This window comes from bacterium (assembly GCA_024742285.1).
In the GTDB taxonomy this organism is placed as follows: domain Bacteria; phylum Myxococcota_A; class UBA9160; order UBA9160; family UBA4427; genus UBA4427.
On record JANSYR010000013.1, the window covers coordinates 20,117 to 39,475 of the forward strand.

The window sequence follows — 19,359 nt, forward strand, 5'->3', positions numbered from 1 at the left end:
ACGGCCGCCTCGCCACGACGCGTCCCCCTCCGGTTCGCGTGGTGCTGTCATGGATCCGGGTTCGGCTTTCAGTCTGAAACGGTGAAGGGAAATCCCGGATTTCGAGCTGAAATGCGGGCTTCCATCTAGAACCACCTACGCAGCGAACGCGCAGGTCGGGCCGAAACTGCGGTCCTCTGAAACGCAGAACGGCGACCGTGCCGTGCGCGGTCGCCGTCCGATCGGTCGAGGGGATGGCGCGTCCGGCTACCCGCCGAGCGCCGCCAGCGTGACCTGCTGGCGCCGCTTGGCGATCTCCTCGTCGGTTTCCTCGATGACGACCTCGTCGGGCACGATGTCGAAGATGACCTCGCCGGCGGCGACGACGGCGCCGTCGCTGTCGACCATTCGGTTCTTCGTGATCGTGCCGGAGAAAGGCGCCAGCACCTTGTTGAACATCTTCATCACCTCGATGATGAAGAGCGGCTGACCCTCTTCGAAGTGGTCGCCTTCGTCGATCAGCATCGGAAGGTGCGGTGCCTCGCGGGCGTAGAACGAGCCGCCCATCGGCGTCACGATTTCGTTCGCGGAGGCCTTCGGCGGCGGCGCGAGGGCCCGGCGCAGGGTCTCCTGGTTCTCCTCGTCCATGAACCGCGCGGGGAAGACCGGCTCGAGGGCGTCGTCGATCGTGATGTCGAGGAGCTCCGACTGGATGCCGAGTCGCGGGATCATCAGCAGCAGCGATGCGCCGACCTGATAACCGCGATGGGCCGCCTGGCAGGCGTCCCACTTCGAAGCATCGCTCCCGACGAGCGCCTCGATCGGTCCGCCCCGGAGCGCGACGTCGACCTTGCCCCAATCGTCGGAGCCGATCGCCGTGGCGACGCGATCGTAGAACGCGAGGGCGTCCTGCAGGATCGCGTCGTCGTGCTCCCAGATCATGTCGCTGGCCGGTTTGCCAGGAGCGGTCTCCATGTTCAAGTAGTGGTAGAGGTCGCGCAGGAAGTGGACTGGATTCGCGGCGAACTCCACGTCGTTCCCGTCCCGCGTCCAGAGCTTCCCGTCGTAGAGGCCGAGGAAGCCGGTCAGCGCGTGGGCATCGCCGACGAGCCGGCGGATCGGGCGGAGCAGGAGCGTCTCCTGAGCCATGAGCGTGGTGCGCGCGGAGGCGTCGTCGAGCTTTCCGAGGACGACACTCGCGGCGATGTCCATGTCGACGTCCCGGGCGAGCGTCTCGAGCGCGCCGACCGCCGCCAGATACGGCCCCATGAAGCGCGTGTTCGGCTTCATCATGGGCTCGAGGCCGAGGGTCCAGTTGATCAGGCCGTAGTGGAGCGGGATCGACGTCTGGAGGTTGTCGCCCCGGAGCTCCATGCGGCGGATGATCTCCGCGAGACGCTCCAGGTTGTCGGCCCGGCTCGTGCCGTCGCAGAGGATCAGCGCGATGTTCGAGTCGTAGGCGCCGGCCAGGTTGTAGTACGGGAAGGAGCCCGTGTCGGGATTCCGGGTGCCGATCCCCTGGTCGTCGCGGTGTTCGTAGTCGAGGGGCTTCGACCAGCCGCGGATCACGCCGCCGGCGTGCGGCTGGAGCGCGGCGTTCACCGCGTTGACGCGCACCTCGGCGCCCGAGACCGCGCGCAGGATCCGCTTCGGCTTCGGCATGCGGGGGCCGTGGACGGCGAGCAGCGCCATCGCCTCGATCAGGCGCTCGACCTCGAAGAACTCCGTCGGGTCGTCCGGGTTCGTGAAGCGCATCTTGTAGGCGAGCTCGGAGCAGCCGTGCTCGACCTGGATCCGCGTGTTCATCTCCATGAAGAAGTGGTCGAAGCCCTCGACGATGCACTCGAAGGTCGAGACGCTGTCGAGGCCGACGCCCTGGCCGAAGCGGGCGCCGTCTTCTTCCATCGCGCGGAGCGTGTCGCGCTCCTTGGTCAGGTTGGCGGCGTGCTTCGGGTTGTCCGTCTGCTTGGCCGCCGTCTCCAGGAGCTCGTCGGTCAGCGAGAACTCGAGCTGCTTCTGCTCGCGCATCTGGATCGAGCAGTCGCGGCCACCCAGGGTGATCGCCCACTCGCCGTTGCCGACGACCTGGATCTCGTTGTGGCGGGTGGTCTCGAGGTTGAGCTCGATCAGGAAGTTCCGGTTCGAGCCGGGCTCGAGGACCTTCTGTTCGGCGAGGATGTCCATGACCGCCGCGGCGGTCTCGCCGCCGTTGGTGACGACGCGCTGGCCCTTGCCGCCGCCGCCGCCGATGCACTTGTAGCGGATGCGCTTGCCCGGGTACTGCTCCCAGATCTTCTGGGATTCCTTCTCGGCCGCCTTCTGGAGCTCCTCGATCGTGACGATCTCGATCGACTTCGCATAGCCCGCCTGCAGGAGCTGCTCGGCGTTCTCGGCGAGGTCGACGTCGCCGTTCCAGGTGAACGCGAGGCCGAGTTCCTTGGCGAGGGCCTCGAGGCTCTTCTGGTCGCCGCAGCGCTCGATCAGCGCGAGGGCCGAGACGTTGTCGATCCCCGGAACGACCGCGTTGCCGAGGGAGCGGGCGAGCTTCTTCGCCTCGTCCTTCGCGCCGGCGCGATCGATCGTCGTGGAGGACGGGCCCATGAACTGGACCGTCGGCGCTGCCTCGATCGCCTTGATGAAGTCCGAGTCCTCCGCCATGAAGCCGTAGCCGGCGAAGATGTGCGTGTAGCCGTTCGACTCGGCGATCTCGATGATCTCGTCGATCCGCTCCAGCTTCTCGGCCTGTCCGACCCCCATGTAGTCGGCGACGCGATGGACGTTGCTCGGGAAGCGCAGGTCGCGAAGCTCCGGCGCCAGACAGCGCGGGTAGACGACCGAGTCCTTCTCGGAGAGCAGCATGCCGTACTCGCGGATGCCGATCTCGTCGAAGACGTCGAAGGCCTCCTTGCGGACGGGGCCGCGGCAGACGACGAGGCACTTGACGTCCGAGATGTCGAAGGAGCGGATCCAGTCGGAGTCGCTCTCGTGGGCTTTGATCATGTTGCCATTGCGGTCGAGCATGGGTCTATCACTCTCGTGCGGAAGCGGGTGGAGGAGGGGAGTCGGGGCGTCGGGCGCGGGCCTATTCGTGCTCGCGCTGCGGGCCGCCCATCGGCTCCGGGGTGTACTTCCGCATCAGGAAGTCCAGGTTTCGGGAGAGGATGCGTCGGCTCTCGCCCGGCATGACGATCCGGCTGACCGAGCCGAGGGAGAGGGCCTCCTTCGGGTTCATCAGCAGGTCTTCGTACTCGGTCGTGAGCTTCGCCAGCTTCTCGTCGCGGAGGCGGTTGGCCTCCGCTTCGTCGGCGCCGTCCGCGAGGGCCTTCTTGTGCTCCGCGGCGATCGCGCGCATCTCGTCCTTGAAGACGAAGTCCTTGCCCGCCGCGCCCATCACGGCGACCCGCGCCATCGGCATCGCGAAGACGAGGTCCGCGCCGGTGAAGTGCGAGTTGTAGGCCGCGTACGCGCCGCCGAAGGCGTTGCGGATGATCATCGTCATGCGCGGCGTGCGGACGTCGATGATCGCGTCGAGGAGCTTGCGGCCCGCCTGGACGATGCCGCGGCTCTCCTGGTCGGTGCCGGGGAGGAAGCCCGTCGTGTCCTCGACGAAGATCAGCGGGATGTTGTAGAGGTTGCAGAAGCGGATGAAGCGCGTGGCCTTGAGGGCGGCGTCGATGTCGATCTGCCCCGAGGCGACGGCCGAGTTGTTGGCGACGAAGCCCGTCACCCAGCCGCCGAGGCGACCGAAGGCCGTGACCATGTTGCGGGCGCGCTGGGGCTGGATCTCGAAGAACTCGCCGTGGTCGCAGATCTGCTGAAGGTAGAGCGTGATGTCCATCGGCGCGTTCATGCCGGCGGGCGAGTCGAAGGTCCGGCGGAAGAGCTTGTCCTCCTCTTCGGTGTACCGGTCGACCGGATCGCTCGTCTCGTGGAAGGGCGCGAGGCTCCTGTTGTTGTCCGGCAGGTAGCCGAGGAGGCGGAGCGCGGTCCGGAGGGAGCCGAGCTCGTCGCCGGTCACGAGGTCGACCACGCCGCTCTGGCCGTGCACGCCGGGGCCGCCGAGCTCGTCGGCGCTCACGTCCTCGCCGAGCACGCTCTTCACGACGCCCGGGCCGGTCAGGCCGATGAAGGTCTCCTCGCACTGGATCATGAACGAGCCCTGGCGCGGGAGATAGGCACCGCCGCCCGCGTTGTAGCCGAACATGAGGCTGATCGAGGGCACGAGGCCGCTGATCTTGCGGAGCGCGGTGAACGCTTCGGAGTAGCCGTCGAGGCCGCCGACGCCGGCGGGGACGAAGGCGCCCGCGGAGTCGTTCATGCCGATCAGCGGGATGCCCTTCTCACCGGCCATGTAGATGAGTCGGGCGAGCTTCGCGCCGTTGGTCGCGTCCATCGAGCCCGCGCGGACCGTGAAGTCGTGGCCGTAGACGGCGACGTCCCGGCCGCCGATGTCGAGGATCCCCGTCACGATCGAGGCGCCGTCCAGCTCCGGACCCCAGTTCCGGTAGAGGATCATCGGCTCCTTCTCGGTCAGGACCTTGATGCGCTCCCAGACCGTCATGCGGTCCTTCGAGTGCTGGACGCGGACGCGGGCCGGGCCGCCTCCGACGAGCGGGCGCTCGATCAGGTCGTTGCCCAGGGCGAGCGCCTTGTCATACGGCCCTGCCGGGAGGACAGCGTGACCGGCCGCCGTCGTGTCGGCGCCGTTCGCGAGCGGCTTGTCGCTCGCTTCGTCCGCGGGTTCCGGAAGGGGGTTCGAGAGCGTGTACTGGGGTTCGGCCATGGTGTCGTGGTCGGGTTCGCTCGCGACCGCGGCCGAGGGGCCGCGAATCGCCGTGGCTGCGCTCCCGGGCACGGCGGACCGTCGCTGGGGGGCGCGTGGGTTCGAATCGGATCGTTCGCAGGAGGTACGGCCCCCGCCGGGGGGATGGCCGCTCTGGACGCCCGCGATGGCGGGCCGGCGCAGTGTAACGAGTCGCGGCGCACCATGCGACATGCATGTCGGGTTTGGTCCTGCGGGGAGTCGGCTACGCGCCGATCCGCAGGCCGATCCAGAGGGCGAGGATCCCGAGGATTCCGGTCGCGGCGGCGTAGGCGACGGCGCTTCTGCGGCCGCGGTCGCTGCGAAGCCGGACGCCGTCGGCAACGACGGTGGAGAAGGTCGTCCAGCCCCCGCAGAGCCCGGTCAGGACGAAGAGGTCGAGGGCGTTCGCGCTTCCGGCGTCGAGGTTCGCGCCGACCCGGCCGGCGGCGGCCGCCGCGACCCAGAAGCCGAAGAGGGCACAGCCGGCGAGATTCGTCGCGAAGGTCGCGCGCGCGCCTGCATCCCAAGGTCCACCGGCGCTCCGTGCGCTCGCTTCCGATCGGCGAAGCAGGCCGAAGCGAAGAAGCGCGCCGACTGCGCCACCCGCAGCCACTGCCAGGAGGTCGAGGATCAAGCGCGCGCCTCCGGCGCGGGCGCGGGACCGCGCGCGGCGTGGAAGAGCAGGACCGCTGCGAAACAGGACGCGAAGAAGAACACGGCCGTCGGGAGCGGGCCGGCCTCCAGGTGGAGGACCCGCAGATGGGCGGCGAAGCCGGAGAAGGTCGTGAAGGCGCCCAGGAAGCCGATCGCGAGGAAAGGGCGCAGCCAAGGGGCGCCGCCGCGCCGCTCGAGCCGGCCGAGGAGGCCGCCGAGCCCGCCGGCGCCGAGCGCGTTCACGGCGCCGAGCGAGAGCGAGCCGGCGAGGAGCGGAGACGCGACGCTCGCCGCGAGCGCGATCTCGACCCCGAGCCGCGTGAGCGCGCCAAGGGCGCCGCCCAGCGCCACGACCAGGCAGAGCTTCCAGAGAGCGATCGGCGGCGGGCGCTCGGGCATCGCGGCGAGCATATGGATTCGTGTCGGTGGGCGCCCGCGAGGCCGCTGGATCGACCTTCTATACCTACGCCTACACCTACGCCTACGTGGAAATGCGTCGCGCGTTCGGCGAGGCCCCCGTACCTCTCGTGCGCAGGAGCGGGAGCCAGGCGGCCAGCGCGCCCGTGACCAGCAGACCACCCAGGCCGAGCAGGACCACGTGTTGTCCGTATCGGTCGATGGCTTCGCCGGCGGCGGGACCGACGCCGATGAAGGCGGCGCGGAAGAGCAGACTGCGCATCGAGACCAGGCTGGCGCGGTCGCCGGACGGAATGGCCGCCTGCTCTGCGTGGGCGATGAGCGGCGCCGAGAGGCCGCGGCTCAGATTGAATGCGAAGTAGAAGACGAACCCCCACCACGCCGTCGTCAGGCCCATTCCGAAATAGCCCACGGCGAGGAGTCCGCAGCAGAGGAGCATCACGCCCTCCATGCCGAGGGCCCGCCCGGTGCGATCGCTGACGGCCGAGCCGATGGCGACCACGTAGTTCGCCGCGGCCCAGATCGGGCCGAGCCACGAGAGGGCCACGCCCGCGTCCTGCGCGTAGAGCTGGACGAGCCAGACCGGGACGAAGGTCGCGACCCCGACGGTGACCGCGACGGCGAAGATCGCGCGGAGTCGTTCGTGGCGCGCGACGTAACGGATCAGCTCGATCACGTGCGCGACGGGCCGCTCCGGGCGATGGCGCGTGTAGCGGGGCTCGACGAGCGCGAAGGAGACGCCGAGGTTGAGGATCCACACGACGACCATCAGCTGAAAGGGCAGGCGTTCGGAGTACACGAAGAGCACGCCCGCGGCGAGCGCCGCGCTGCCTTCGCCCATCTGTCCCCAGAAGCGGGAGCGGCCGAACCAGCGAGCGAAGGTTTCGGCTTGACCCTGCTCGTCGAGGGATTCGTAGAGCATCGCCGAGCTCGTCCCCGAGACGAGGGACAGACTCACGCCCAGCAGCAGCTCTCCGACGATCACGGAAGCGAACCCCGTCGCCGCGCTGTAGACCGCCCAGCCGCCGATCGCGGTCGCCGACGCCAGGATCATCGTCGGGCGGTACCCGATCCGATCCGCGAGATAGCCGGACGGGAACTCGAGCACGACGAGCGACGCACCGAACGCCGCCTGCACGATCATGATCTCGCGTACCGACAGACCGAGCAGATCCCGCTGGAAGACCGTGATGATCGCCATCGGGAACAGCGACATCATCAACGCCTGGTGGACGCAGAGCAGGGCGGGATTGCGCGCGAGGCGACGGGCTTCGTCGTCGGAGCGAGGGGTGTCGGGAGCGGTCGGCATGGGGACCCCGCAGGGCGCGCGGGTGTGGTGGCGCAGATCGGCGCGCCGGATTGTCCTGGCTCGGGCCGCTTCCGGCAATCGTCGATCTGCCGGGACGCGCGGGACCCAACCCAACGTCGCCACGAAGCTTTTTGGTCGCGTCGAGGGTCGAATGCCCCACTTGCCCGGCGCGGGTGGGCTTGCCGAGGGCCGGGGGAGGTGTGCTACGAGGAAAGTCCTTCCGGGGGGTGGGACGGGTTCTGCGTCTCAAGAAAATTCGCGCTGAACCCGATCCCGGGCTCTGAACGGTCGCCGGGCGGCTCGGAGCACGAGAACAAGCCGGAGAGGAAGTTCCCCCCGACTCCTCCCGGACAGCCCGTCGAACGTCGCAGCAGGAGCCAGGACAAGCGGAATGGGGAAGTCGCTCGTCATCGTCGAGTCGCCCGCCAAGGCGCGGACCATCAACAAGTATCTCGGACGAGACTACGTGGTGAAGTCCAGTGTCGGGCACATCCGTGATCTCCCGACGAGTGGCTCCGGCAAGAAGGTCGATCCGAAGGCACGTGCGGCCGCTGCGGCGAAGACGCGCAAGATGCCGGAGGCCAAGCGCGAGAAGCACAAGAAGGAGCAGGCCAAGAAGGCGCTCTTCGCTCGCATGGGGATCAACCCGGAGAAGGATTGGGCCGCGACCTACGAGATCCTCCCGGGCAAGGAGAAGGTGGTCAACGAGCTGAAGAAGCTCGCCAAGGACGCCGACCAGGTCTATCTCGCGACGGATCTCGATCGCGAGGGCGAAGCGATCGCATGGCATCTGCGCGAGGTGATCGGCGGCGACGAGAAGCGCTTCAAGCGGGTCGTCTTCAACGAGATCACGAAGAGCGCGATCCAGCAGGCCTTCGAAGATCCCGGCGATCTCGACATCTCCCGGGTGAACGCCCAGCAGGCGCGACGGTTCCTCGATCGCGTGGTCGGCTACATGCTCTCGCCGCTCCTGTGGGCGAAGCTCGCGCGCGGTCTTTCTGCGGGACGCGTCCAGTCGGTCGCGGTCCGTCTGATCGTCGAGCGCGAGAAGGAGATCCGCGCCTTCGTCCCGGAGGAATTCTGGGAGGTCCACGCCGACACGAAGACGGCCAAGAAGGAGGCGCTCCGCCTCGAAGTCGCCAAGCAGAACGGCGAGAATTTCCGGCCGACCTCCGAGGAGCAGACGAACGCGGCCCTCGCGCTGCTCGAGGCCGCCGACTACGAAGTCGCCGAGCGCAAGGACAAGCCGACCAAGACGCGCCCCGGCGCGCCCTACATCACGTCGACGCTCCAGCAGGCGGCGAGCACGCGCCTCGGGTTCAGCGTCAAGAAGACGATGATGCTCGCCCAGCGGCTCTACGAAGCCGGTCACATCACGTACATGCGAACCGACTCGACGAATCTCTCCGCGGAGGCGGTCGAGTCCTGCCGCGAGCTGATCGGCGGGGAATACGGTCCGCGCTACCTGCCCGAAGAGGCCAAGTCGTATTCGAGCAAGGAAGGCGCGCAGGAGGCCCACGAGGCGATCCGGCCGTCCGACGTGGCCGTGAAGCCCGGTTCGATCTCCGGTCTCGAGCGCGACCAGGAACGTCTCTACGACATGATCTGGCGCCAGTTCGTCGCGTGCCAGATGACGCAGGCCGAGTACCTCTCGACCAATCTGACGATCAAGGCCGGCGACTTCGAGCTGAAGACCCGCGGCCGGATCCTGGTCTTCGACGGCTACACGAAGGTCCAGCCGACGACGGGCAAGAGCGATGCGAACGTCGCCCTTCCGGACGTCCAGGTCGGCGAACGGCTCCAGCTCGAGAAGCTCGACCCCAGTCAGCACTTCACGAAGCCGCCGTCCCGCTTCGGCGAAGCGAGCCTCGTGAAGGAGCTCGAGAAGCGCGGCATCGGTCGGCCCTCGACCTACGCGTCGATCATCTCGACGATCCAGGACCGCGGCTACGTCCGCCTCGACAACCGCCGCTTCCACGCCGAGAAGATGGGCGAGATCGTGACCGAGCGACTCGTCGAGAACTTCGGCGACCTGATGGACTACGGCTTCACCGCCGGGCTGGAAGAGGCCCTCGACGAGGTGGCCGTCGGCTCCAAACAGTGGAAGAAGGTCCTCGGGGACTTCTACGACGATTTCCGCAAGACGCTCACCGCCGCGGAGGACCAGGCGAAGGGCATGCGGCCCAACTCGCCGACGGACACCGACATCCCGTGTCCGCAGTGCGAGCGGCCCATGCAGATCCGCACGGCGTCGACCGGCGTCTTCCTCGGCTGCTCCGGCTACGCGCTTCCGCCCAAGGAGCGCTGCAAGAGCACGATCAACCTCGTGTCCGGCGACGAAGTGGAGACGGTGGGCGAGGACGAGGAAGAGAACGAGGCGCGGCTGCTGCTCAAGAAGCGGCATTGTCCGAAGTGCGAGACCGCCATGGACAGCTACCTCGTCGACGAAGGCCGCAAGCTCCACGTCTGCGGCAACAACCCGGACTGCACCGGCTTCGAGGTGGAGACCGGCACGTTCCAGATCAAGGGCTACGACGGCCCGGTCCTCGAGTGCGACAAGTGCGGCGAGGACATGCAGCTCAAGTCCGGGCGCTTCGGCAAGTACTTCGGCTGCACGAGCGACGACTGCAAGAACACGCGCAAGCTGCTGCGGAACGGGGAGCCGGCCCCGCCGAAGGTCGACCCCATCCCGATGGAGCACCTGAAGTGCGAGCGCTGCGACGACTTCTTCCTGCTGCGGGACGGAGCGGCGGGGATCTTCCTCGCGGCCAGCCAGTTCCCGAAGCACCGGGAGACCCGGGCCCCGTCCATCGAAGAGATCAAGAGCGTCGAGGACAAGCTCGACGAGAAGTACAAGTTCCTGGCGACCGCGCCACTCACGGACCACGAGGGGCGTCCGGCGATCGTCCGCTTCGCGCGCAAGACCAAGGAGCAGTACGTCACCTCGGAGCAGGACGGCAAGACGACCGGCTGGCGCGCCACCTATCAGGACGGCAAGTGGGTCGAGGAGATCCCGCCGCCGAAGAAGGCCGTCAAGGCGAAGGGCGCGGCCAAGAAGAAGCGGGCGGCCGCCAAGAAAGCGCCCAAGCGCAAGAGCGCGGCCAAGAAGAAGGCCGCCAAGAACGTGTCCAAGAAGGCGTCGAAGAAGGCAGCCAAGAAGAAGGCCGCGAAGAAGAAGGCAGCGGGGAAGTAGACTCCGCGAGTTCGCCTCGGCCGCTTCGCGTCGCACTGGCTACCGCGGTGCGTCTCCGGCACGTTCTTGCTCGAACCGAGCGAGGCTCCCGAGATGACCTGGACACCCGACACGCCCGAAGCGCGACTCGATCGACTCGAGTCCCTCGACGCGATCCGTCAGCTCGTGGCCAAGTACTGCCTGGCCCTCGACATGCGCGACCTCGACGCGCTCTGCGGGCTCTTCCCGGAAGACGTGCGCGTCAGTCGTGACGAGACCGGTCGTCGAGCCCTCAAGGTCTGGTTCGACCAGACGCTCCGCGACCAGTTCACCGGGACGGCCCACGTCACCGGCAACCACATCATCGAGTTCGACGACCCCGACCACGCCCGCGGCCTCGTGTACAGCCGGAACGAGCACGAGGCGGGCGAGGAATGGGTGATCATGACGATGGTCTATTGGGATCGCTACGAGCGGCTCGGAGGAGCGTGGCTCTTCCGTCGGCGTCTGCCGCTCTACTGGTACGCGACGGATCTGAACGCGCCGCCGGTCGGCGACAAGAAGATGCGGTGGCCCGACCGGGAGGCGTACGACGGGGGCTTCGCGCAGTTCTTCGCGTCGTGGGCGCGCTTCTGGTCCGACGACTACGTGCGGGACTCCGAGGTGCCGGCCCCGGCGCCCCTCGATGGCTTCCTGGCGCGCATGGCTCCGGAAGACGAGCGGCTCCCGGTTCGGGTTCGCTAGGGAGGGCGCGTGATGATCAGGGGCCTGCAGATCGTCTCCGTCGGGATCGCATCGATCGTGATCGTCGCATCGATCGCCTGGTTCGCCGTAGGGGGTGCTGCCGGGATCGCCGAGTCTCAGCTTCCCGAGTTCCCGGACTGGCCGGCGCCGCAGGGCGATCTCGCCGCGGGTGGCGAGGGGGATTTCCATTTCGCCACGTGGTCGCCCTACGACTTCGACATCCTGCTTCGCCGCCGTCCGCTTCCGGTCCCGACCACGGGACTCGGCACGCTCGTGCTCCCGGACGGCGTTTCCGCCGAGGCGCCGGTGCCGGCGGTGGTGCTCGTCCACGGCAGCGGCGGGATCACGCCGGGGCGCGAGATGCGGATCGCGCAGACCCTGGCGGAAGCCGGAATCGCGGGGTTCGTGATCGACTACTACCGGCCGCGCGGGATCACCACGGAGACGCCGTACCTGTCGAAGGTCATGGCGGTGACGGAGTTCGACGCAGCGACCGATGCGTACGCGGCCCTGCGACTGCTCTCGACCCATCCCGCGATCGACGGGGCGCGAATCGGAATGATCGGCTTCTCGTACGGAGGCATGGCGGTACGGATCGCGATGGACGAGCGCGTCCGGGAGGCGGTCGCGCCGGCTCATTCGGGCTTCGCCGCCTTCGTCGACGTCTATGGCCCGTGCTTCCAGGACTGGGGGACGAAGCGCGTGAACGGTGCTCCCCTGCTCACCCTGCGCGGAACCGAGGACGCCTCGAACGACCTCGCGGCGTGCGGCGAGCGGGAGGCGGCGTTGCGTTCGCTCGGCGTCGAGGTCGACGCGCGGGTGTACGAGGGCGCTGGGCACGCGTGGGAAGCGGAGACCCCGCGTCGGCTCTTCGAGGAGTCCCCCTACGTCGCCGGGTGCACGATCGAGTACGACGAGCAGGGCCATTCGTGGATCGAGGACGTGCCGATCGTCGATGGAGACCCCGACGACACGCGTGCGGAGCGGGTCGTGATGCGGCTCTCGAGCGGGGGACCGATGGCCGCCTGCGTGCACTCGGGATACCTGATCGGTCGTGACGACGAGGCGAGGGCGAAGGCGACTGCGGCCTTCCTGGGCTTCTTCGCGAAGACCCTCGGTGCGGAGGGCGGCGGATGAGCACCCGGCGAGGGCGCGGAACGCGGCCGGCGATGGCGGTCGTGGCCCTGGTCGGCCTGGTCGGCGGGGCGGTCGCCCTCGCTGAGCGGGACGAGGCGGCGGACGCGGTCGAGGGGACCGTCGTCCTGTTGCACGGCCTCGGCCGTAGCGAGAACAACATGCGGATCCTCGAGTGGCGGCTGGAGGCGCGCGGATACCGGGTCTGCAATGTCGGATACGACACGCGCGTGGCGACGATCGAGGACGCGACCGACGAGGTCGCCCGGGCGATCGCGGTCTGCGAGCCCGGCGTCGAACCGGTCCACTTCGTGACCCACTCGCTGGGCGGGTTGGTCCTGAGGGCGCTCCTTCCGCGATACCCGGATCTACGGCCCGGGCGCGCCGTGATGCTCGCTCCCCCCAATCACGGCAGCGAGATCGCCGACAGGCTTCGGGATCTGGGTTGGTTGACGGCGGTGATGGGGCCGCTCGCCGCGCAGCTCGGGACCCGCCCGGAGGACCTCCCGAAACGCCTCCCGGTCCCCTCGATTCCCTTCGGTGTCATCGCCGGAGACGACTGGATCAACCCTGCGGGTCCGCTCTGGCTCCCGTCCCCGCACGACGGGACGGTCAGCGTCGAGAGTACGCGCCTCGAGGGGATGCGGGACCACATCGTGCTCCCCTACACCCACACCTTCATCGTCGCCGCGGGGCCAGTCGCAGACGAGGTCGACACCTTTCTGCGACGGGGCCGATTCGGCGCCGGGGGGCAGGCGGCAGAAGCGTCCGAAAGCTGCCTTGGCGGCGTCGGAATCGATCCCCTACCTTCCGCGGGCCTGGTCGCGTGCGACGCCCGCCCCGGTCCACCTCGATTCGGAGGCGGAGCAGGTCGGAACGACTCCGGTTCGCCGGAATCGTGACGATCGTCGGAAGTCGCGCGATCCCAGGTACGTCGTCCTCCTGGTCCTGGCAGAGTCCGGATGGGAAGAGGGCGGAGACAAAAGCGATCCCTGCTCTCCGGATGTGGAAGGAGGGGTCGTACATGCGCCCGACGAAGGATCGCGAATCGCGACCGCGGGCACGGAGTGAGTTCGTGAAGAAGATTTATGTTGGCAACCTTCCCTGGGCCACGACAGACGACGATCTGCGTGAGCTCTTCTCTACTTACGGCGCCGTCGCGTCCTCGGCGGTCGTGAACGATCGCGAGACCGGCCGCTCGCGCGGCTTCGGCTTCGTCGAGATGGAAGGGGCCGACGCTGACAAGGCCATCGGCGAGCTCGACGGCCGCGACTACGGCGGCCGCGCGCTGCGCGTCAACGAGGCGCTCGACAAGCGTCGCGGTGGCGGCGGCGGTGGTGGCGGCGGCGGCGGCGGCGGTCGCTGGTAGACTGCACCGCCGCTTCGGGAGGGCTGAGTCTTCTCCCGATGCTCGGTGATGTTCGAGACTTGAATCCGAAGGCGCGAGCCGACGCGGCGGACACGTTCATCCGCAGGCCGCGCGCTTCGGTGTTCCGAATGCGAGGCCGTGAGGCACACGCACCCTTTCGGGACGAGTCGAACGACGGAAGCCCCGATCTTCGGTTCGGGGCTTTCGTGCATCCGGGGATGGGCTGGCGCAGCCAGCGGGCCTCGGCGGAGTGGGCGTCCGGGATGCGGAGGCGATGAACAGAACGCTTCGACGCGCGCTGTGGTCCCGGCCCTTCGTTCTGGCGGCCGCCGGGCTGGGCGCGGGCCTCGTGAACCCGCGCTTTCGGCCCGGACCCATCGACGAGATCGTGATCGCGAGTGTCGCCGTGCCCGCCCTGTTGGCGGCGTGGGCCGCCGAACGTCCTTCACTCACGCGGGGCGCGAACGTCGTCTCGATCGGGATCGGCCTGATCGGCTGGACGATCTTCTCGTTCGTGACCAACGGGGTCTACGGGCCGCTGGTCGTGGGCTTCCTGCTCGAGATCCTGATCGCGGCGATCTCGATGGGCGTGCGCGGGGTGACGGCCGTGACGGTCGGTTCCTCCCTCGCGCTGGTCGGCATGGCCTGGACGCGGGGGGCCGATGCGATCGGGATCCTGAGCTTCGAGCTCGTTCTGGTCGCGGCAGCAGGGGCGCTCGGCGCCGCGATGGTCCGGCGCCGGCAGACGAGTGAGCTCGCGCTCCGGACCCAGGGCGAGGAGCTCGGACAGCGCCTCGATTCGCTCCAGCGGGAGCTCGAGGACGAGCGCGTGATCAGCCGGGTCGGGGAGAACGTCGCGCGGCTCGCGCACGGATTGAAGAACGCCGTGCACAGCCTGCGCGGCTTCGTGACGCTGATCGAGCCGGAGCTCGACCGCGGCGCGAGCGGGCAGGCGGCCCTCGCCGGGCTCCATGCCGCGATCGATGATCTCGAGAAGCTCGCGCGACTCACGCTCGCAGACGGCGACGCCGGCGGGACGGTGGGGCCCACACCCGAGTCGGCTCGCAGCGGCGCGGCGGGCGCGAGCTCCCTGGGCGAGCTGCTCGCTGCCGCGCGCGGGGAGATCGAAACCGCGAATCCCGGTGTCGAATGGACGGTCGACCTCTCGGACGGCGCGGAGGCCGCGCGCGTCGGGGTGGAGCGGGAGACCCTGCTCGAGATGTTCGTGATCCTGATGCGAAACGCCGTCGAGGCGATGGACGGGCGAGGGCGGGGGCGCGTGGAGCTCTCTCGGCTCGGCCGATTCGTGCGCATCGCCGTCGCGGACGAGGGGCCGGGCTTCCCCGCAGAGATGCTCGGCGGCGAGCTCCAGCCGGGCGTCACCACCAAGGAGAAGGGCAGCGGCTTCGGCCTCTTTCTCGCCCGACGGATCGCAGGGGACGCCGGCGGCCATCTCGAGATCGGAAACCTCGAGACGGGGGGCGCATTCGTCCAGGTCGCGCTTCCTTCTGTCGAAGAGGGTTTCGACGAAGCTGGCGCGGAGGTCTGACGGGCGAAGGATGGCGGATTCGATTCTGATCGCGGAGGACGAGCGCGCTTCGGGGGAGTACCTGAAGCTCCTGCTCGAGGAGATGGGCTACGAGGTCCGGCTCGTCGGAAACGGCGTCGAGGCGCTGCTCGCGCTCGAGGCGCGAAGCTTCGACCTCGTGATCACCGATCTGCGCATGCCTTCGATGGACGGCTTCGAGCTGCTGACCCACCTCGGGCAGCGCTGGCCGGGGATGCCCGCGATCGTGCTGTCGGCGAACGAGAATCCGCAGGACGTGATCGATGCCGTTCGCCTCGGGGCGGTGAACTACCTGCTCAAGCCCGCGACGCCGGCGAGCGTCGGGTCCGCGGTGGAAAGAGCGCTCCTCACCCGGAGTCGCACGGTCGTCGAGGACGCGACGGTTCCGGAGCTCGTCGGCGAGAGCAAGGCGATGGTCGAGGTCCGCCACCGGGTCCTGATGGCCGCGCGGAGCGACGTGCACGTCCTCGTGACGGGCGACACGGGAACCGGCAAGGAGCTCGTGTCCCGCGCGATCCACACGCACTCGGGCCTGAGCAAGGGGCCCTTCGTCGCGCACAATTGCGCGCTGTCCCCTTCGGACCTCTTCGAGAGCGAGTTCTTCGGTCACCGCCGCGGTGCGTTCACCGGGGCCGACCGCGACCGCCGTGGGCTCCTTCGCGAGGCCCACGAGGGCGTGCTCTTCCTCGACGAGCTCGAGACCCTCGACATGGGCTTTCAGGCGAAGCTGCTGCGCGTGATCGACGACGGCGAGGTCCGGCCCGTCGGCGCCGAGAAGGCGGAGCGGGTGAACGTCCGCTTCGTCGCCGCGACCAATCGCGAGGCGCAGGTGATGATCGACGAGGGGAGCCTGCGCGAGGATCTCTACTACCGTCTCCGAGGCGTGGAGATCCGACTGCCCGCGCTCGCCGACCGCCGCGAGGACATTCCGCTCCTGGTCGCTCACTTCGACAAGGCGGGGTCCGCCGGCTTCACGCCGGAGGCGATCGAGGCCCTGTGTGCAGCGCCGCTGCCGGGCAACGTGCGTCAGCTGCGGAACCTCGTGCAGGGGGCGCGGGCCGCAGCGGGGGACGCGCCGGTGGGGATGCTGCACCTCCCGACGGATCAGATCGGACGCGGCGGACCGGTCGTTCCGACCGGAAGTGGCGCGGAGGGCGTGCCGCGCGGCGTGCCCCTCCGCGAGATCGAGCGCCGGGCGATCGTCCAGGCGCTCGAGGACTGCGACGGGAACCGCACGCGTGCCGCGAAGCTCCTCGACATCGATCGCTCGACGCTGCGACGGAAGGTCGCGGAGTACGGGATCGACGCCTGACGACCCGGTCGTCGCGGGCAGCCGGGGGCTTCGCTTCGGAAGGTCCGGGCGCTCGCGCGAGCGGTGGCCCGCCGATCAGGGCGTCGGTGCGGCCGGGCGGAGCGGAGGCGGAGACGTCGTCTTCGCGCGGGGGGCGAGCGCGGTGAGGTAGCGGTCGAGGGCGTCGAGCTCGGCACGGGAACCGCCCACGAACTCGATGCCGTAGCCAGCGGGCTCGATCTCCCCGCCCTGGTTCGGTCGCAACGCGCGCCGCGTCCAGACGACGCGACCGACGAGCTGGAGCTCGGCCTCGTCGGGCAGAGCGATCGTGATGACGACCCTTCGTCCCGCGGCGAGGGGCTCCCACGACTTCACGTAGGCGCCGCCGCGGGAGAGATTGGCGGTGGTTTCCTCGGCGCTCCGGAAGAACGCGCGACCGGTCGCCGGTTCGGTCTCGGCATCGACCGTCGTGATCCGGACGGGAACCGCCGTCGCGACCCGCGGAAACTTCTGCAGTCCGGTCTGCGCCTGGCGCCACTGGCCCATGGGAAACCAACCCTCCTGGCTTGCGCATCGGCGGGCGGAGGGCCGGCTTGAGCCCCGCCTGAGTGGGCGGGGTGAAGGGCCTACGTGGCGAGCTGGGAGAGCCAGCGGCCGGGTCAGTCGCTCAGGCCGAGGAAGGGGAACTGGATCGTCTGGTTCAGCTCGTCCTCGTCGGTCATGTCCGCGGGAAGGTAGAGGGCCTTCTCGGCATTCGAGAGCGTCGTCTGCGCCAGGCGGTTCGCCTTGCGGCGGGTCGCCTTCCGGTGGTTCGTCAGCACCTCGGCGCTTCGGCTGAGGTCGTTCGGCGTGAACACCGGGACCTCGGCCTGGTGCGCGCGCTCCTCGCAGAGCGCCTTGAGCATCGCCGTCGTGAGCCGCTTGCCCTCGACCTTGCCGCCTCGACCGAGGGTGCAGAGGAGGGGACCCGCGTCCTGGCCGCGCCGATCGAGCCAGTCCTCGAGGACGATCAGCTCGTCGTTCGACAGCTCGACCTTGCGGCCGCGGCCGCCGCCCTTCGGGCGGGCGGTGATCGTGCAGGCGCCGGTCTTGTTGTTGAACTTCACGCTCTCGGGCGTGAGTCCCGTGATCTCTGCGATCTTCAGTCCGCGGTAGACGAGGCAGAAGAAGACGGCGTCGCGGTAGCCCTCGGCGTTTCCGTCGGCGGCGCAGGCGGCGACCAGGGCGCGTAGCTCGCCGTCACCCAGGGTGCGTCCGCGCGGCGCGGCGGCCTTCTTGCTGGCCTTCTTCGGCTTGCTGGCGGCCTCCGGCTCCGCACCCTCCGGGAGGAAGCCGAGCTCCTCGCACTCCTCGATCACCTTCGAGAGCGTGCTGCGGATCTTCTGGACCTGCCGGGCCGGGTAACTGTCGGGGACGACGCGGTAGCCGCGGGTCTCGTCCGCTCGGCAGCGGAGCGCTTCGATTCGCGCCGGGGCGCCCTTTTCCTTCAGGATCGTGAGAGCGGCGGCGCCGTGGTAGGGGCGAACCTGTTGCCAGGGGAAGTCGACGCTGTCGCACTTGCCGCCGCTGATGACCGTGGCCAGGGTCTCGAGGGCTTCCTCGGCGGCCTTGCGGCTGTCGTCGCTCCGGAAGGTGCTCAGGTAGTTCTCGGCGGCGCGGCGGCCCTTGGCGAGTTCGACGGGATGGAGGAGGAAGTCCGCGTCGTCCTGGGGTGACAGCTCCGCGATCGGCGGAGGCGACGCTTCGAGCGGCTGCGCTTCACCCGGCTCGGGGGCGTGCCCGGAGATGAGGGCGCTGCTCGCGTCGTCGAGCTGTTCGGAGGGCGAAGTGGCTGAGGGGGCGGGGGGAGCGACTTCGACGGCCAAGGGAATCCTCCTTCGCAGGGTCAGGAAATGACCTGGGGTTCTCATTTCTATAGATGTCGACACAGATGTCAACTCCGACCGGTCTTTCGAGCTGCGACTTCTCAGAAAATCCTTTGATCCTGATCACTTGGCGGTCGATCACAGAATGCCCCTGAGGGGCCGCGGACATGCGTTCACGTTCGGATGCCCTCCGGGATACACTCTGGTCGATGCCTACGCGACCTGAATCCAGCCCGTCCGAACCCGCTCCGCTCGCCTTCTTCGAGGGATTCGCCTGGTCCGTGCCCACGGCCTTCTCGGCGGCCCTGGCGGGCTTCCGCTTCGAGCAGGGAGACGTGCTCTACCGCGAGGAAGCCGCGTATGAGGCCCAGGCGGACGCCGGGACATCGGGCGGCGCCGCACTCCAGATCCTGTTGCCGAAGCGGAGCGCGCGGACGACGCCGGCGGACGCCGAAGGGGATCGGCGAACGGCGCTCTGGGAGGCGGAGGTCGTCCTCGATTGCGTCGACCTCGCTTCCGGCGCAAGCGAGACGCGAACGGTGAGCCAGGGGAAGCTCCTCATGACCCTCTGGACCGGGGACGAGGAATGGCTCGATCCAGCGCGGGAGGAGCCCCCGGTTCCGCTCGCCGCTCGCGGCCTCGCGACGCGGCTCGAAGAAGTCGAGGGCACGCTGGCCGGGGACTTCGACACGACGCACGGGTCGCGTTTCCTGTTCGTCGTCGACCTCGCGAGCGATGCGTCCCGCGCGAAGGCGGCCGCGATCGAGGAGGCGCTCTCGGCCCTCGGGCCCGTCGAGCGCGTCGAGCGGACGGCCGCCCGGTCGGGCGTCTCGGAGGCGGATCGCTTCCACCCGGCGCTGCGTGTGCGCGGCCTCGCGGTCGCCGGCGCGGACCCGGAGCGGGTCCAGGCCGCGCTCCGCGGTGCGCTCTACGGGGGCCGCGCGACCCCGGATCCGGATGCAGAGGACGCCGGCCCCGACCGCTTCTCGGTCGCGCGTCACGGCCTGCTCACGTCGATCGGCGAGGACTGATCCGGGGACGCCGCTCCCCGGGC

15 protein-coding genes are annotated in these 19,359 nt (G+C 69.1%); 8 read left to right on the forward strand and 7 right to left on the reverse strand.

Annotated features, from left to right (window positions below; translation table 11 throughout):
- Positions 1–246: 246 nt before the first annotated feature.
- The 5 genes from NXI30_21025 to NXI30_21045 form a co-directional block, all read right to left on the reverse strand.
- Positions 247–3,000, reverse strand: a complete 2,754-nt coding sequence (locus NXI30_21025; protein MCR9096714.1) for a biotin carboxylase — start codon at positions 2,998–3,000, stop codon at positions 247–249.
- A gap of 61 nt (positions 3,001–3,061) precedes the next feature.
- Entirely contained in the window at positions 3,062–4,762 is a 1,701-nt protein-coding gene (locus tag NXI30_21030; GenBank protein ID MCR9096715.1) for an acetyl-CoA carboxylase carboxyltransferase subunit, read from the reverse strand.
- A gap of 244 nt (positions 4,763–5,006) precedes the next feature.
- Positions 5,007–5,417 carry a CrcB family protein gene (locus NXI30_21035; protein MCR9096716.1) on the reverse strand — a complete coding sequence of 137 codons (411 nt, stop codon included), beginning with the start codon at positions 5,415–5,417 and terminating at the stop codon, positions 5,007–5,009.
- A complete protein-coding gene (locus NXI30_21040; protein ID MCR9096717.1) occupies positions 5,414–5,836 on the reverse strand; it encodes a CrcB family protein in 423 nt (140 codons plus the stop codon). Before NXI30_21040 ends, NXI30_21035 begins: the two co-directional genes overlap by 4 nt.
- A gap of 82 nt (positions 5,837–5,918) precedes the next feature.
- The gene (locus NXI30_21045; GenBank protein MCR9096718.1) at positions 5,919–7,163 is read right to left on the reverse strand and encodes an MFS transporter; all 1,245 of its coding nucleotides are present in this window, start codon (positions 7,161–7,163) and stop codon (positions 5,919–5,921) included.
- Between the two features lie 391 nt (positions 7,164–7,554).
- On the opposite strand from NXI30_21045, the gene topA reads away from it, so the two are divergent.
- The 7 genes from topA (at position 7,555) to NXI30_21080 (ending at position 16,461) form a co-directional block, all read left to right on the forward strand.
- On the forward strand, positions 7,555–10,356 hold the full coding sequence (gene topA, locus NXI30_21050) for a type I DNA topoisomerase (GenBank protein ID MCR9096719.1): 2,802 nt from the start codon (positions 7,555–7,557) through the stop codon (positions 10,354–10,356).
- 93 nt (positions 10,357–10,449) lie between these two features.
- Positions 10,450–11,079, forward strand: a complete 630-nt coding sequence (locus NXI30_21055) for a nuclear transport factor 2 family protein (protein MCR9096720.1) — start codon at positions 10,450–10,452, stop codon at positions 11,077–11,079.
- A 12-nt stretch (positions 11,080–11,091) separates the two neighbouring features.
- Positions 11,092–12,216, forward strand: a complete 1,125-nt coding sequence (locus NXI30_21060) for a dienelactone hydrolase family protein (GenBank protein ID MCR9096721.1) — start codon at positions 11,092–11,094, stop codon at positions 12,214–12,216.
- Entirely contained in the window at positions 12,213–13,115 is a 903-nt protein-coding gene (locus tag NXI30_21065) for an alpha/beta hydrolase (GenBank protein MCR9096722.1), read from the forward strand. The genes NXI30_21060 and NXI30_21065 overlap by 4 nt, the downstream gene beginning before the upstream one ends.
- Before the next feature lie 173 nt (positions 13,116–13,288).
- Positions 13,289–13,582, forward strand: coding sequence for an RNA-binding protein (locus NXI30_21070; protein MCR9096723.1), 294 nt, complete (start codon positions 13,289–13,291; stop codon positions 13,580–13,582).
- Between the two features lie 274 nt (positions 13,583–13,856).
- Positions 13,857–15,131, forward strand: coding sequence for a HAMP domain-containing histidine kinase (locus NXI30_21075; GenBank protein ID MCR9096724.1), 1,275 nt, complete (start codon positions 13,857–13,859; stop codon positions 15,129–15,131).
- Between the two features lie 10 nt (positions 15,132–15,141).
- Positions 15,142–16,461, forward strand: coding sequence for a sigma-54 dependent transcriptional regulator (locus NXI30_21080; GenBank protein MCR9096725.1), 1,320 nt, complete (start codon positions 15,142–15,144; stop codon positions 16,459–16,461).
- 75 nt (positions 16,462–16,536) lie between these two features.
- Here NXI30_21080 and NXI30_21085 read toward each other — a convergent pair whose 3' ends face one another.
- On the reverse strand, positions 16,537–16,986 hold the full coding sequence (locus NXI30_21085; protein ID MCR9096726.1) for a PilZ domain-containing protein: 450 nt from the start codon (positions 16,984–16,986) through the stop codon (positions 16,537–16,539).
- A 113-nt stretch (positions 16,987–17,099) separates the two neighbouring features.
- Complete coding sequence (locus NXI30_21090) at positions 17,100–18,305, reverse strand: site-specific integrase (GenBank protein ID MCR9096727.1); 1,206 nt, start codon at positions 18,303–18,305, stop codon at positions 17,100–17,102.
- Positions 18,306–18,514: 209 nt separating this feature from the next.
- Between NXI30_21090 and NXI30_21095 the strand changes: the two genes are divergently transcribed.
- Positions 18,515–19,336, forward strand: coding sequence for a hypothetical protein (locus NXI30_21095; GenBank protein MCR9096728.1), 822 nt, complete (start codon positions 18,515–18,517; stop codon positions 19,334–19,336).
- Positions 19,337–19,359: the final 23 nt, after the last annotated feature.

Excerpts from the sequence above, each read along its gene's own strand:
- NXI30_21025 (MCR9096714.1), bottom strand. The coding sequence starts at position 3,000 with ATGCTCGACCGCAATGGCAACATGATCAAAGCCCACGAGAGCGACTCC.
- NXI30_21030 (MCR9096715.1), bottom strand. The coding sequence starts at position 4,762 with ATGGCCGAACCCCAGTACACGCTCTCGAACCCCCTTCCGGAACCCGCG.
- NXI30_21040 (MCR9096717.1), bottom strand. The coding sequence starts at position 5,836 with ATGCCCGAGCGCCCGCCGCCGATCGCTCTCTGGAAGCTCTGCCTGGTC.
- NXI30_21045 (MCR9096718.1), bottom strand. The coding sequence starts at position 7,163 with ATGCCGACCGCTCCCGACACCCCTCGCTCCGACGACGAAGCCCGTCGC.
- topA (MCR9096719.1), top strand. The coding sequence starts at position 7,555 with ATGGGGAAGTCGCTCGTCATCGTCGAGTCGCCCGCCAAGGCGCGGACC.
- NXI30_21055 (MCR9096720.1), top strand. The coding sequence starts at position 10,450 with ATGACCTGGACACCCGACACGCCCGAAGCGCGACTCGATCGACTCGAG.
- NXI30_21060 (MCR9096721.1), top strand. The coding sequence starts at position 11,092 with ATGATCAGGGGCCTGCAGATCGTCTCCGTCGGGATCGCATCGATCGTG.
- NXI30_21065 (MCR9096722.1), top strand. The coding sequence starts at position 12,213 with ATGAGCACCCGGCGAGGGCGCGGAACGCGGCCGGCGATGGCGGTCGTG.
- NXI30_21075 (MCR9096724.1), top strand. The coding sequence starts at position 13,857 with ATGAACAGAACGCTTCGACGCGCGCTGTGGTCCCGGCCCTTCGTTCTG.
- NXI30_21080 (MCR9096725.1), top strand. The coding sequence starts at position 15,142 with ATGGCGGATTCGATTCTGATCGCGGAGGACGAGCGCGCTTCGGGGGAG.
- NXI30_21085 (MCR9096726.1), bottom strand. The coding sequence starts at position 16,986 with ATGGGCCAGTGGCGCCAGGCGCAGACCGGACTGCAGAAGTTTCCGCGG.
- NXI30_21095 (MCR9096728.1), top strand. The coding sequence starts at position 18,515 with ATGCCTACGCGACCTGAATCCAGCCCGTCCGAACCCGCTCCGCTCGCC.